Below are 13,777 nucleotides of genomic sequence, written 5' to 3'. Positions count from 1 at the left end.
TTCCCCTCCCTTTGCTTTATAACTGCTTATTCCGGACACTGAAAATTACATCTTCTGTATGCTTTCTTAAAATTGATTTCAGTTGTTCCAAGTCATCATTCTTTAAGCATTCGTAAATACTTGTATGCTCAATAATCGACTTTTCGATAATTTCGTTATTGGAAAAATGGATCACTTGAATTCGAAGTAATGGCAGTGCGATTTTACTGTACATATCATTTAGCACCGGACTATTACTTAATTTAAATATGAGAAAATGAAACTGATAATTTAAGTGCGTATATTCTGTATAGCTTTTCGTTTTCGTCATCTTAGCCAAGACGGCTTTCATTTCTTTCAGTGTGCCTTTTTCTTTACTAGGATTTTCTATACGTTCGGCTGCCAGCATTTCCAAATGATTTCGCACATCCAGTAAATCTTTCATATCATCCAATGTGTAGCCTTTAATGAATGCCCCTTTTCGTGGTACACGCTCAATGATTCCTTCTGTCGCTAATAAATAAATTGCTTCTCTTACAGGAGAACGGCTCGTTTCATACTGTTCTGCATATATCGATTCCACGACTTGATCTCCTGGTCTTAACTCACCATTCAATACTTGTTCGAGCAAGTTATTGGCGATTCTAATCGATAAGGCATTGTCTAATGCTCTTTCAAAATAATTCATTAAACCTTCTCCTTCTATAAGAACTTGGTCGACTGTATACAATTCATAATATATCTTTAAAACGTAAATTTCAATCGTATTATCTATTTTTCTCTAAAAAAAATAATATTTTTCTTGATTATGTATATATTATTGTTTATTCTATATTCAGAATACAGTCGACTGTTCTAAACAAGCAAAGGGGTGTAATTATGGTTATATATGGTGTTGCCATTTTAGCGGGGTGTTTCTTATTTGGGATGTTCTGTGGTGAATTGATTGGTACTTTAATGGGGATTGATTCAAATGTGGGTGGCGTAGGTATTGCGATGTTGCTACTAATTGTAGTCGTGGATAAATTGCAGAAGAATGGGAAAATCAGCAAACCTGCCGAAAGTGGCTTAGCTTTCTGGAATGCAATGTATATCCCTATCGTTATCGCGATGGCAGCAAGTCAAAATGTATTAGGTGCATTAACTGGAGGTCCTCTGGCGATCATTGCAGGAATTGCAGTTGTTCTTATTAGTTGGTTAGTCGTTCCATTGTTAAGCGGAAAAAAGGCGAAAGAATCTGCTATTGAGTTCAATAAAAATAACCCGGCAACAGGGGAGGTAAACTAATATGTGGGATGCTCTTAAAACTGCTTTAGAATCGAATGGCTTAATTACTGGTTTTGTCATTGTCGGGATTACTATGTATGTCGCATATTTAATTTCGAATAAATTAACAAAGGGGCTTATTCATGGCTCGGCTATTGCGATTGTTCTCGGATTAGTATTAGCCTATCTCGGCGGTGTTTACAGTGAAGGTACAAAGGGTTTAGCAGATATCTCGCTATTTGCAGGTATCGGGCTTTTAGGCGGAAGTATGCTTCGTGACTTTGCCATTGTAGCTACATCATTTGGAGCAAACTTTGACGAAATTAAAAAAGCAGGTATTCGCGGAATTTCATCACTCTTTATCGGTGTTGGATTATCGTTTGTAGTCGGTATTATTTTTGCGCTTATTTTTGGTTATACAGATGCTGTAAGTCTTGCTACAATCGGTGCCGGTACAGTTACTTATATTGTTGGTCCAGTAACAGGAGCAGCATTAGGTGCAAGTTCGGAAGTTATTGCAATCAGTATTGCAGCCGGATTAGTAAAATCGGTATTAGTAATGGTGGGTACTCCGTTTATTGCACGATTCATTGGTTTAAACAATCCATTAACTGCGATGGTTTACGGTGGTTTAATGGGAACTACTTCCGGTGTTACGGGAGGATTAGCTGCAACGGATGTACGATTGGTCCCGTATGGCGCCGTTACAGCTACTTTCTACACAGGTTTAGGCTGCTTACTTTGCCCTACCCTGTTATTCATTTTAACAGATATGATTTGGTAAGTTAATCATTCATACTCCATATATAAGGTCCAATTTCATATTTTTAAAAAGGTGTCACATTTCCCCTATAACATTCCCCCAGAATTTTATAGATGAATCACCTTCCGGAAATTGAAATTGCAACTATATAATTAATAGATAAAACGTGAGTATATTTTTTTTACTCACGTTTTTTTGTTGTACTTTTCAATAAAATCCGTAGATTTTTATTACGGGCAAAGGCTTTCCGCGGGCGCGGCTTTTAAATCAATAAACTATTAGGGTAAATATTTTTATTTCCCGTAATTTTATGCCAATATTTAGTGAAACACATATATTTGGAGGAGACGGCAATGAAAAAAATTCTTTGTATTGGAGAATTGCTCATCGACTTTTTTACAACTCATACGGAAGTATCCATTATCGAAGCGAAAACATTTGAAAAACAGGCAGGCGGCGCCCCGGCAAATGTAGCAGCAACGATAGCGATGCTTGGAGGACAGGCATACTTCTGCGGAAAAGTGGGCGACGATGCATTTGGTCACTTTTTAAAACAAACATTGGATCAGGCCGGTGTTCATACAGATCAGCTGATAATGGATCCGGCTGCACCGACTACTTTGGCCTTTGTTTCAAGACAAAAAGACGGTGAGCGTGATTTTATCTTTAATCGTGGGGCCGACGAACTGCTCAGTGTGGAAGATTTGGATCTGCAGCAGCTTATGACAATGGATATGATTCATTTCGGCTCTGCCACTGCCCTTTTAAGCGAACCTTTCAGTAAAACGTACGAACAGTTAATGCAAACTTTGCATCTGCAAAACCATTTTATTTCATTTGATCCAAACTACCGTGCAGATTTATGGAAAGGTGATTCCGAATTGTTCATCCAAAAATGCGAACCTTTCGTAGAAGCTGCAAATTTCATTAAGATGAGTGATGAGGAACTGTTATTATTCGCAAGGACGGATAACTTCGAACAGGCAATCGAATGGCTCACACAGTTTACCGGTAAAACAATCGCCATTACACAAGGCGCATCCGGTACAATGCTTATTCAAAACAGACAAATTGCAACCGTTCCGGCATTTCCCGTAAACCCTGTCGATACAACCGGTGCAGGTGATGCTTTTGTCGGTGCCGTTATGTATCAGTTAAGCAAGTTTGAAGTCATAAATCTCTCGTTCAATGAATGGGTGAAAGTCATCGAATTTGCCAATCATGCTGCAGCAAAAGTATGCGAAAAGGTCGGTGCAATCGAAGCACTTTCCACTTTAAAAGAACTTCGATAATAAAAGGGCGCGATAAAAGTTTTACTCCACTTTTATCGCGCTCTTTTTCTATTAATGGACATTTAAAGCAACTGTCACTTTCGTTCCTTTTCCAAGCTCGCTTTCAATAGTAAACTGTCCCGCATGGCGGTTAACGATTTCTGTTACAATTGCCAAGCCTAACCCGCTGCTTTGACTCGACCGTGAAGGGTCCACCCGGTAAAATCGTTCCTTCACCTTTTCAAGTGCTTCTTCAGGAATACCGATCCCGTTATCTTTTATCGTCACAAAAATCTGATTGTCTTTTTTACTGCATGTAACTATAATTTTCCCTTTGTCCTCGCTGTAGCGAATGGCATTTGAAAGCAAATTATCCCAAACTTGCTCCATTAACTGCTCATCCGCATAAACTTCAACCGGTTCCAGCTCGTATACAAGCTCCATCTGCTTATCATCCAGTTTCCACCGCTTTGAAAATAGCCGCTCCTTCAACTGTTTATCTAAAGAATAGGTCTTTTTTTGTACCGGTAAATTCTTCTGGTCAAGTGAGCTTAGTAATAGCAATTGCTTTGTTAATGCGGAAAGACGCTTCGTTTCCTGCTCAATAATCTCCAAATATTGCACACGTTCTTCTTCCGTATTCTCCGCATCTTTCAGTACATTCGCATAGCCTTGAATGTTGAGCAACGGTGATTGAAAGTCATGGGATACATTATTGATGAAGTCTTTCTTTAACTGATCATTTTCCGCAAGGCGATTGGCCATCTTCTGAAACTGTGTGGCAAGCTGACCGAGCTCATCATTACGGTCAATCGTTAATTGGATATCGTAATTTTCAAGGGCAATTTGCTTTGTCGCCTGCTGCAATTGCTTTAATGGCCTTACAAGCTGACGGGCAAGTAAAATCATTGTCAGTAAAATAACGACAGCGGTAATAATAATGAAACTGACGATCAATAAATGCATTTCCGAAAACAGTGTGGCATTTTCCTGACGAATAAAAAATGCATAGTTCTCTTCATTTAATTGAAATGACACACCGATCGTATTTCGAATATCATTCGCGAAATGATTCATAAAGTAGGAAGAACCGTTGTAGTCACGAATGCCGTGATAAACGTTATCTGTACCGACAATGCTTAACATTTCAGGCGTGAGACGTGTTTTTTTAAATGCACTTCCGTATGAAGTTAAATTTCCATCCGGATAAATAACTCCTATTTGATAGCCAAGCTTTGCGATGGATTGAAAGTAGGCATCCGCACTTTCTTTCGGCATTGATTTTAAAATTTGCTGAACTTCCTCGGCTACCTCATAGTTTTTGGCATCTGTGTCAGGTCTTATTTGCGATTTATAAATTTGTCCGATTAACAGCATCGACATCGTAATGCTTATAATGATTACAGCCAATGTCACGACAATATATTGTCTGTATAATGTTTTCATTTCAATTCCTCTATTTTATAGCCGATTCCACGTACGGTTTGAATTTTCACCTGTGCATTCACTTCCTCCAACCGGCTGCGCAGACGCTTAATATGTGTTGTCAGAGTAAAATCATCCCCGTCATAATCATAACCCCATACTTGTTCCATTAGCTGATCTCGCGTAAATACGACTTCCGGTCTTGAACATAAAATGCCTAATAGTTCAAATTCCTTTAAAGGCAGCAGCGATACTTGCCCCCCTACTTTTACTTCATATGTTTGCCGGTCAATGAGCATGTTGGCGATTTTTATTTGACTCCGTTCAACTTTTTGAAAGCGTCGTAAAATCGCACGCACTCGAAACAGCAGTTCTTTTGGTTCGAACGGCTTCACCATATAGTCATCAGCCCCTGCCAAAAACCCTTTTTCCTTATCATCGAGCGTTGTTTTAGCAGTCAGCATCAATACAGGTACACCGATTTCAGCGAGATTTTTCGTCAGGCTTATGCCATCCATTTTCGGCATCATGACATCGACAATCGCCAAGTCGACCTGTTCCTGCTGCAGTAAATTCAGCGCTTCCATGCCATCACTTGCAAACAGCGCTTCGAAACCTTCTTTTTTCAAATGGATGCCGATTAGTTTCCGGATAAAAGCATCGTCATCTACAACTAATATACGCATTGAATCACCGCCTTTAATAATTGAAGTTCTATTTTATTATTTACTTTCATTCTATCCATAAAAAGAGACATCGAATTACTCGATGTCTCCTCATCTAACCATTACTTCTTGTCTTTTTCAAATGTTAATATGAGCATCGGTAATAACATACCACGTACTAGGAATGTATCTATAAGAATACCAACTGCAACGATAAAGCCAAATACGAACAGATCGGCAATCGGCATTGTCATTAATGCCGCGAAAGTTGCTGCAAGTATGATACCTGCTGACGAAATTACACCACCTGTATTACGGATAGCAATTTCCAGTGCCTGTTTTACTGTTGCACGTTTGCGTTCTTCTAGGAATCGGGACACTAAAATAATGTTGTAGTCAATACCCAGCGCAACGAGGAATATAAATGCATAGACAGGTACACGTGTACTGATTGCATCGTAGCCAAATAATACATCAACTAAAAATAAACCTAATCCCAATGCCGATAAATACGACACTAAAATTGTTGCCATCATGTAAATCGGCATTTTCCAAGACTTTGTTAACACAAACAATAATACTAAAATTAAAATCGTTTCTAAAATAACAATTTTAATAATATCACCGTTGTTTACATCGCGTTCATCCAGCAGTTTAGCTGTTGTTCCCGCAAAGTGCAGCTCACCGGCAATATCTGCTGCCGCTAAATACTCCGCGCTGTTTTCACGCATTTCTTCAAGCTTATCGATTGCTTCCGGATCATATGGATTCAAATCAAAAGCCATTGATAATTTAAGTTTCGTTTCATCTTCCGAAACAGCTGATGGACGAACAGACGCAATTTCATCTTCAGCTAATAACGCTTCCGTTAAATCTTGCTTCTGCTGTTCTGTTAATGCCTGCTCACTTTCGATTAACAGTGAAGTCGGTGCAAGTTCCCCTTTATCAAAGCGTGACTCGACGATTTCATAGCCGACACGTGAAGGCAATTCTTCAGGGAATGATTTTACCGTATCAAATTCATAATCCAGATTGAACACATTCAATGAAGTAATAATCATGAAAATCAGGACTAATCCACCTGATAAATAAGGTCTGTTTACGACAAACTTGGCAATTGCTCCCCAAATACCATGTTTTACTTCTTTTGTCTCGCCGAATTTCGGTACTTTCGGCCAGAATGCTTTACGGCCAAATAGTGCGAATAACGCCGGAACTAATGTAATTGAACCTAACATAATAACAAATACTGCTGTACCAAAGATTGGTGCGAAGTTTTGGTAGTCACGGAAATCTGCGAAGAATAGTACAAGCATTGCAGCCAACACTGTTCCACCCGCAAAGAATACCGGCTCACCAGTTGCACGCATCGCATATTTCATTGCTTCATATTTGTTTTCGTAATGATTCAGTTCTTCACGATAACGCGAGAATACGAATAATGAGTAATCGATTACTGCAGCGAATAATAAAATACTCATAATCGATGTTGTAGAGTTATTAATTTCTAAACCTGCTGCCCCCATTAAAGCAACTGACTGATTGACTACTTGATAAACTATTACTGTTGCCAATAATGGAATAATCGCTAAAAGTGGAGAACGGTAAATAATGATTAATAGCACTAAAATAATCCCGATTGTCGCAAATAATAGCTGTAAGTCCGCTTGTTCAAACAGTTTTACAGTATCCCCGGCAATCCCGGCTGGACCGGTAATATAGAACTGCGTATCCCCTGTTTTTTCAGCAGCTTCATTTCCGATTTCAGTTGCAAAATCGTTAATTTCCGCATAGGCCGAATTTCCAAGACCTTGCTCAAGTGTCATTGGCACGATCATCGTCGTCTTATCTTCCGACGTGAATCCTGCTAAAGCTTGTGGCGGCAAGTTCGAAATGTCGACAATCTGGTCAACACCTTCAATGTTTTCCGCAATCATTGCATTTAAAATTTCTTTTACACTGTCGACATTAATTTCCCCGTTTTCATTATGGAAGACCAATATACCTGGTGTTCCTTCATCATTCGGGAAGTATTCGCTTAACTTATTTTCAGCGATAATTGATTGTGCATCATCCGGCAGTGACTGGAAGTTTGTCACTTTATATTCACTTAGCATTGGACCGGCGCTTAAGCCAATCATCAACACAAGCCAGACAATGAGTGTAATCCAGGCACCGCGTTTTGTTGATACCCAATCTGTAATTGGATTTAAAAACTTGTTCATCGATATCCTCCTTTTTAACACCTCTGCATTATAAAGGAGCTATATGAACTTCATATAAACTCTCCAGTAAACCAGTTCAATAGAAAAGACCAAAATGTCCATTTTCCAACATTTTGGTCTCTCAACTATCAGGTACATATTCTCTATTCCGTTATTAATACACTATTCATCAGCTGTTTTTTATCAATTTTACCGACGACCGTTTTTGGAAGTTCCTGAAGAAAGTAGATTTGCTTTGGCACTTTGTAATTGGCGAGATGCTCTTTACAATATTTTAAAAGCTCCGATTGAAGTTGTACGGACGGATTTTCGGAAATGACAAACGCGACAACACATTCGCCCCATTTTTCATTTGGAATACCAATAACCGATACTTCCTGTACCGCTTCATGGGCGATTAAACATTGTTCGACTTCTTGCGGATACACATTTTCTCCGCCCGTTATAATCATTTCCTTTTTCCGTCCGACAATATAATAATCACCGTCTTTATCAAACTTCGCCAAGTCACCTGTCTTTAACCAGCCATCCTCGAATGTTTCGCTCGTTGCCTCTTCATTTTTCCAGTAGTGTGAAAAAATATGGCTGCCTTTTAAGCAAAGTTCTCCGACTTCACCTTCTACACATCGCTGACCTTCTTTATTGATAATTTTCACTTCATTAAATAGCATACTTTTTCCGATAGCACCCTTTTTGTTCATCGCTGTTTCTGCATCAATGAAAAAGTTATTCGGACCCGCTTCAGTTAACCCGTATCCTTCTTTAAAAAACAGCCCCTTTTTTTGAAAACATTCATAAATAGGCTTCGGACAAGGTGCACCTCCCGACAAAAAAACTTTCACTGTCGGAAAACTGGACTGTTTAAAATACTCTGTTTCAATAATCGACTGGTACATTGTCGGTACAAACAATGAAACCGTCGTTTTAAATTCATTAATGGCCCGAACCGCTCTTTCCGGGTCAAATTTACGGCCGATTACTACTGTCCCTCCTGCCATTAGTATCGGCAAGGCAAGTGCATTAATTCCTCCTGTATGAAAAAGGGGCATATAATTCAGTGTGCAGTCCTTATCGTCTAATCCCCAGCTAATGACGGTATTCACCGCATTCGTAGTGACAGCTTCATATGACAGGACAACTCCTTTTGGTTTACCGGTCGTCCCCCCTGTGTAAATAATCATCCACGGAAGCTGGGGTTCATCACGCCACTTATATGTAGTAGGCTCAACTAATTCAGAGCTACCGCATGTTAAAAATTTGACTGGCGAAAGCTGCATTGCGCGTTCACAATGCGTATCATCAGTAATTAATAAAGCAGGTGTACAATCGGATAAAACCACCTGTAATTCAGATATAGATAATTTTGTATTCAGCGGAACATAGATTAATTCATTTAAACGACAAGCAATTAACATGGCAAAGCTTTCAATTGAATTTTCCATCAACGTTACAACACGGTCTCCCCTTTGTAACTGCTGTTTGGAAAAAGTACTGCTCCACCCGTTCGCATGCTGCATCAGCTCTTTATATGTCCACGTCTCACCTGTTTCTATTTGAATTAAAGCCGTCTTATCCGGTGTTTGGCCCGCCCGTTTCGCAATCCAAAAGTCCAGCTGTTGCATTAGCCATCCCACCTTCTACATCATAATGCCGCCATCAACTTGCAGAACATGACCTGTAATATAACTCGCTTCATCCGATGCCAAAAATAAATAAGCATTCGCGATATCTTCCGGTTGCCCCAAACGTCGCAAACTTGTAATGCCCTCCATTTGCTGGAGCACTTTTTCCGGCATTTTTTCGACCATTGGCGTTGCGGTAAATCCGGGAGCGACAGCATTTACATTGATTCCTTTACGTCCGAGCTCCTTTGCCCAAGTTTTTGTCATCCCGATAATGGCCGCTTTCGTTGCAGCATAGTTTGTTTGACCAAAATTACCATATACACCGCTTACCGATGAAGTACTGATAATTTTCCCTGACCCTTGTGCGATCATATGGGGAGCTACCGCTTGTGTGCAGTAATAGACACCATTTAAGTTGATTTGTATGACCTTTTCAAAATCCTCCTCACTCATTTTTACAAGCGTTGCATCACGGGTAATCCCTGCATTGTTTATTAAAATATCGATTTTGCCGAAACGATTAACAACCTGTTCAACCATTTCCTTTACGTCAGCCAGCTTCGATACATCAACTGCAAAGAAGGCGACATTCTCACCAAGTTCTGCTTCAATTTTTTCGCCTTGTTGTTTGTCATAGTCTACGATGGCCACTTTTGCGCCTTCTTCCAAAAAACGCTTTACCGCTGCAAGACCAATACCGCCCGCACCACCTGTAATAATTGCTACTTTATTTTCCAAACGCATATAGCCCCGACCCCTTTTAAGATAAAATAAATTCCTCGATTGCCTCTGTCGTTTCTTCCAGGCAATCGACTAGCGGTGAATGTCCGCAGTTTGCCAGTTTTATAATTTGAGCACGACCTTCAAAATCCTCGATAATTTCGGTTGTCATCGCCTCATTCACTACAAAGTCACGGTCGCCGTATAAAATAAATGTCGGAATGTGAATATCCTTCACTTGATTTGTTCCCTTTGCGACTTCATTATCGATTGCACTAATATTGAATGTATTTAATGCATGGTACACATCCGCCAAATTACGCTGTGTCAGCATGTCGTCCACATATTGCTCATAACGTGCCTCGTCCGGCTGTTTTTGCGTATAAATCGCACTGTTCCATACAAACTTCAGCCCGTCACGGTTTTTCGTGTCATACATTTGCTGCATCGGGATTGTTTTAACAGGGTCCTGCTCAATTTGTTCGATTGTCGCCATGCGCTTTGTAAGATCCGGCGTTCCGTCTGCATTTGAGCTGTAAAACGGATAACCGCGTGTTGAACCGGAAGCAAATAAGACGAGCTTTTTACTGTAGCCCGGGTAATCCGCACAAAACTGCATCGCCACATTACCGCCTGTCGACCAGCCGATAATCGTAAAGTCCTTCAACTCCAGCTCATCAACGAAAAGCTTAATATCATCGCTGAAATCTTTGATCGAGGCAATCCGCTTATTGTACGTCGATCCGCCAAAGCCGCGCATATCCACCGCGTATATGGTGAAGCGTTCATCCATTGATTCCATCAGCAAATCCCAATGCTTCGAACTTGTCATGTTGCCGTGAACTAATAGTACAAGTTCATCGCCACCTTCCCGCTTCCGGTATGATAAGGTTTCACCATTTGATAATTCCACTTTTGCCAAAACGTCCAGCTGATTCATTATTAAGCCCCCCACTTTACTGTAATAGCATCCCATGCGTAGCCTATACCTGCACTCACTAATGAAACAATTTGCCCTTCCTGCAGTTTCCCTTCCTTACGCGCGAGACAAAGAGATAAAATCTGATCAATTTGCCCGATATGCCCGTAATGCGATAAATAAATCGAATTCCCTTCAGATAGGCCGAGCTCTTTTAATACATAGTCATGTGCAGACTTTTTCATATGGAGCATCGCAACATACTGTAAATTATTTTCGCTATATCCACTTTTCTGCAGCGATTGGCGAATTACCTTTAAAAAATTGCTTAATGATTTCTGCTCCAAACGTAGCTTCATGCCTTCAGGATCAAGAACATCCAATATATAACGGCCTTCCCGAATATGGTCCACCGTTAGCGGTTCCTTTGTGCCTCCAACCGGTACAACAACATCTTCCGAAAATGAACCGTCTGTAATGATTGAAGCTTCCAGTACTTCGTGTCCGCCCGCGTTTTTCTGTAAAATCATCGCGCCCGCACCTGCACTTAAATTGAACATAAAACGGGTCCGCTCATTTTCATAGTCGATAAAATCATGGTTGCGGTACCCTCCAGCCAGCAGCACGGTCTTGACGGAATCATCCGCCAGCATTAAGCTTTTCGCTACTTTCATCGCCATAATTGCCGTACCGCAACGAAGCTGGACATCAAATGCCCAGGCGTTCACCGCCCCGATTTCCTCCTGTATTTTGATGGCAGCTGTCCATAACGGGTACTCTTTATGCTCTTCTCCCATATAAATCACGACATCAATATCTTTTGCATCCACTTGCGCTTCGGCAATCGCTTCCTTCGCCGCTTTTACACTCATTTCTACTGGATGGTCATTTGGACCGGCAACCACTTTTTCAATAATGCCCATTTTCGTTTCAACGACAGCTGCAGGGATATTTGCCTTTTCCGCAATTTGGGCACCGGTCATTCTTCCTTCAGGTAAATACATTCCTAATCCCGTTATTCCGATCATCGCTGTATCTCCTTTTCACGAAGCTTTACAGATGCCTTTGTTTTTTGGCCCTTTTTCATCTTCCACTCATGGTAGCGCATGGAAACTGTACCTACGATGCCTCGCGGGAAGAAGATAACGGCTAAAATGTACAGAATACCGAAGAAAATAATCCATCGTTCAAAAATAGGATAGTCTCTTGCAAGACCCGATAAATAATGCTGGGCAAATTCAATAACACCTGCCCCGATGATCGGTCCGATTAATGTGCCAACTCCCCCGATGATCGTCATCATCAGTGCATCAAGTGTAATATCCATCGTCAGAACACTCGTATTGACGAAACGAAGCGATATCGCATAAAGCGAACCTGCCAAACTTGCTACAGCACCCGCAATAACGGAAGCAATGATTTTATAGCCTAACGTTTTAAAGCCGAGCGACCGTGTACGTTGCTCGTTTTCACGAATCGCAACAAGCACTTTCCCGAATGGTGATGCAACAATTCGTTTCAGTAAAATGAAAATGACAACGAGGCAAATGAGCACTAAAAAGTAAAAATACAGTCGCTCACGAAACAGTTCCGGTGCACGGAATGTAAACCCGTCATTCCCTTTCGTAACCGTCCGCCATTTTTCCGCCAGCACTAAAAACAATCCTGAAATCGCTAACGTAAACATTGCATAAAAGTGACTTTTCAAACGGAGCGTCAATGCGCCGCTTATTACACTAATAATTGCGGATAACACGATGCCTACTACAATTGAAGCAGCAAACATACCGATTGACGGACCGAAATCGCTCAGCATAATCGCTGTCGTATACGCGCCGATTCCGAAAAACATCGCATGACCGAAAGAAATAATGCCCGTGTAACCTAGTAAAATATCGTAACTCATCGCGAGTATTGCAAAAATACAAAACTGCGTTAATAAAATCGTCATCGTCCGGGAATCCAGCACAAACGGTAATACGGCCATGATTCCTACTACGACTGCATACACTATATTTGTTTTTGATAAAATTAATGGCTGTTTTAACATAGAATCACCCCTTCGCAACTGTGAATAAGCCTTGTGGACGGAAAATCAGAACACTTGCCATTAAAATCATATTGACCGCAACGGATAGAAACGGCACATAATATGCCATAAAGCTTCCGGCAAGCCCTACTAAAATTGCTGCCATCAATGAACCTTGGAAGCTTCCCATTCCTCCGATGACTACAACGATAAATCCTAAAATCGCATATTCCATTCCCATCTCCGCATACACAACCCCTGAATATGGAGCCATCAGCATTCCGCCTAATGCCGCCAATGCCGCACCGCACATAAAGACAAGTAAAAATACGCGTTTAATGTTAATACCCAGTGCCTGTGTCATTTCGCGGTTCATAACACCAGCCCGAACGACCAATCCGATTTTCGTTCGATTTAAAATGAAATAAAGAACACCGAATAAAGCAAAACCTACAACAATAATAAAAATCCGGTATTTAATAATCGTCAAATCGCCAATTTGCCAGCTGCCTGCCAAGTAAGAAGGCACTTTAACAGGTACACCGTTTGGACCGAAAACGACTTTGATCATTTCCTGCAGCACGAGCATGAACCCGAGTGTAATCAGAATCTGCTGTACGTGATTTCCGTAAACCGGCTTAATAATAAGCTTTTCCGTAATAAACCCTAGAACAAGACCCGTGAGAATGGCGACAACGATTCCGACTATAAAACTGTTGCTCCATAAATAGGTGAACACCCCTGTATAGGCACCCCATACGAACAGTCCGCCATGCGCAAAGTTCAGCACATCCATTAACCCGAATATAAGCGTCAATCCGGCTGCCAGTAAGAAAATGAGCATTCCTGTCGCTAGTCCATTTATCGTTAAACTGATTATTAGTTCCATC

At 40.8% G+C, this 13,777-nt stretch carries 13 protein-coding genes; 3 read left to right on the top strand and 10 right to left on the bottom strand.

The genetic code is table 11. The annotated features are described in order from the left end of the window. Positions 1 to 16: 16 nt before the first annotated feature. Positions 17 to 667 carry a GntR family transcriptional regulator gene (locus MKX73_RS08565; RefSeq protein ID WP_340717073.1) on the bottom strand — a complete coding sequence of 217 codons (651 nt, stop codon included), beginning with the start codon at positions 665 to 667 and terminating at the stop codon, positions 17 to 19. Positions 668 to 858: 191 nt separating this feature from the next. Here MKX73_RS08565 and madL point away from each other — a divergent pair, with 191 nt between their 5' ends. The 3 genes from madL to MKX73_RS08550 all read left to right on the top strand — a co-directional run bounded on the left by madL (position 859) and on the right by MKX73_RS08550 (position 3,300). Further along, positions 859 to 1,266: a malonate transporter subunit MadL gene (gene madL / locus MKX73_RS08560; RefSeq protein WP_340717072.1), complete on the top strand. Its 408-nt coding sequence runs from the start codon at positions 859 to 861 to the stop codon at positions 1,264 to 1,266. Position 1,267: 1 nt separating this feature from the next. After that, positions 1,268 to 2,029, top strand: a complete 762-nt coding sequence (gene madM / locus MKX73_RS08555; RefSeq protein WP_340717071.1) for a malonate transporter subunit MadM — start codon at positions 1,268 to 1,270, stop codon at positions 2,027 to 2,029. Between the two features lie 332 nt (positions 2,030 to 2,361). Further along, positions 2,362 to 3,300, top strand: coding sequence for a carbohydrate kinase family protein (locus tag MKX73_RS08550; RefSeq protein WP_340717070.1), 939 nt, complete (start codon positions 2,362 to 2,364; stop codon positions 3,298 to 3,300). Positions 3,301 to 3,351: 51 nt separating this feature from the next. On the opposite strand, the gene MKX73_RS08545 is transcribed toward MKX73_RS08550, so the two are convergent. The 9 genes from MKX73_RS08545 to MKX73_RS08505 form a co-directional block, all read right to left on the bottom strand. Then, positions 3,352 to 4,725: a sensor histidine kinase gene (locus tag MKX73_RS08545; RefSeq protein ID WP_340717069.1), complete on the bottom strand. Its 1,374-nt coding sequence runs from the start codon at positions 4,723 to 4,725 to the stop codon at positions 3,352 to 3,354. After that, positions 4,722 to 5,390: a response regulator transcription factor gene (locus tag MKX73_RS08540; protein WP_340717068.1), complete on the bottom strand. Its 669-nt coding sequence runs from the start codon at positions 5,388 to 5,390 to the stop codon at positions 4,722 to 4,724. Before MKX73_RS08540 ends, MKX73_RS08545 begins: the two co-directional genes overlap by 4 nt. A gap of 101 nt (positions 5,391 to 5,491) precedes the next feature. Beyond that, entirely contained in the window at positions 5,492 to 7,594 is a 2,103-nt protein-coding gene (locus tag MKX73_RS08535) for an MMPL family transporter (RefSeq protein ID WP_340717067.1), read from the bottom strand. Between the two features lie 143 nt (positions 7,595 to 7,737). Then, entirely contained in the window at positions 7,738 to 9,216 is a 1,479-nt protein-coding gene (locus tag MKX73_RS08530) for a class I adenylate-forming enzyme family protein (RefSeq protein ID WP_340717066.1), read from the bottom strand. Between the two features lie 15 nt (positions 9,217 to 9,231). Beyond that, positions 9,232 to 9,963, bottom strand: a complete 732-nt coding sequence (gene fabG / locus MKX73_RS08525; protein ID WP_340717065.1) for a 3-oxoacyl-ACP reductase FabG — start codon at positions 9,961 to 9,963, stop codon at positions 9,232 to 9,234. A 16-nt stretch (positions 9,964 to 9,979) separates the two neighbouring features. Beyond that, complete coding sequence (phaZ, locus tag MKX73_RS08520) at positions 9,980 to 10,879, bottom strand: intracellular short-chain-length polyhydroxyalkanoate depolymerase (RefSeq protein WP_340717064.1); 900 nt, start codon at positions 10,877 to 10,879, stop codon at positions 9,980 to 9,982. A gap of 2 nt (positions 10,880 to 10,881) precedes the next feature. Further along, entirely contained in the window at positions 10,882 to 11,886 is a 1,005-nt protein-coding gene (locus MKX73_RS08515; RefSeq protein ID WP_340717063.1) for a 3-oxoacyl-ACP synthase, read from the bottom strand. Further along, positions 11,883 to 12,908 carry a branched-chain amino acid ABC transporter permease gene (locus MKX73_RS08510; RefSeq protein ID WP_340717062.1) on the bottom strand — a complete coding sequence of 342 codons (1,026 nt, stop codon included), beginning with the start codon at positions 12,906 to 12,908 and terminating at the stop codon, positions 11,883 to 11,885. The genes MKX73_RS08515 and MKX73_RS08510 overlap by 4 nt, the downstream gene beginning before the upstream one ends. Positions 12,909 to 12,912: 4 nt before the next feature. After that, a complete protein-coding gene (locus MKX73_RS08505; RefSeq protein ID WP_191701282.1) occupies positions 12,913 to 13,776 on the bottom strand; it encodes a branched-chain amino acid ABC transporter permease in 864 nt (287 codons plus the stop codon). Between the last annotated feature and the right edge of the window lies 1 nt (position 13,777).

Origin of the sequence: Solibacillus sp. FSL W7-1436, from assembly GCF_038007305.1 — a bacterium.
GTDB lineage: Bacteria > Bacillota > Bacilli > Bacillales_A > Planococcaceae > Solibacillus.
This window is presented reverse-complemented; position numbering and strand designations above follow the sequence as displayed.

What these genes read in the sequence shown, in the direction of transcription:
- fabG (WP_340717065.1), bottom strand. Translation starts at nt 9,963, where the DNA reads ATGCGTTTGGAAAATAAAGTAGCAATTATTACAGGTGGTGCGGGCGGT.
- MKX73_RS08550 (WP_340717070.1), top strand. Translation starts at nt 2,362, where the DNA reads ATGAAAAAAATTCTTTGTATTGGAGAATTGCTCATCGACTTTTTTACA.
- madL (WP_340717072.1), top strand. Translation starts at nt 859, where the DNA reads ATGGTTATATATGGTGTTGCCATTTTAGCGGGGTGTTTCTTATTTGGG.
- phaZ (WP_340717064.1), bottom strand. Translation starts at nt 10,879, where the DNA reads ATGAATCAGCTGGACGTTTTGGCAAAAGTGGAATTATCAAATGGTGAA.
- MKX73_RS08545 (WP_340717069.1), bottom strand. Translation starts at nt 4,725, where the DNA reads ATGAAAACATTATACAGACAATATATTGTCGTGACATTGGCTGTAATC.
- MKX73_RS08505 (WP_191701282.1), bottom strand. Translation starts at nt 13,776, where the DNA reads ATGGAACTAATAATCAGTTTAACGATAAATGGACTAGCGACAGGAATG.
- MKX73_RS08535 (WP_340717067.1), bottom strand. Translation starts at nt 7,594, where the DNA reads ATGAACAAGTTTTTAAATCCAATTACAGATTGGGTATCAACAAAACGC.
- MKX73_RS08540 (WP_340717068.1), bottom strand. Translation starts at nt 5,390, where the DNA reads ATGCGTATATTAGTTGTAGATGACGATGCTTTTATCCGGAAACTAATC.
- madM (WP_340717071.1), top strand. Translation starts at nt 1,268, where the DNA reads ATGTGGGATGCTCTTAAAACTGCTTTAGAATCGAATGGCTTAATTACT.
- MKX73_RS08565 (WP_340717073.1), bottom strand. Translation starts at nt 667, where the DNA reads ATGAATTATTTTGAAAGAGCATTAGACAATGCCTTATCGATTAGAATC.
- MKX73_RS08510 (WP_340717062.1), bottom strand. Translation starts at nt 12,908, where the DNA reads ATGTTAAAACAGCCATTAATTTTATCAAAAACAAATATAGTGTATGCA.
- MKX73_RS08530 (WP_340717066.1), bottom strand. Translation starts at nt 9,216, where the DNA reads ATGCAACAGCTGGACTTTTGGATTGCGAAACGGGCGGGCCAAACACCG.
- MKX73_RS08515 (WP_340717063.1), bottom strand. Translation starts at nt 11,886, where the DNA reads ATGATCGGAATAACGGGATTAGGAATGTATTTACCTGAAGGAAGAATG.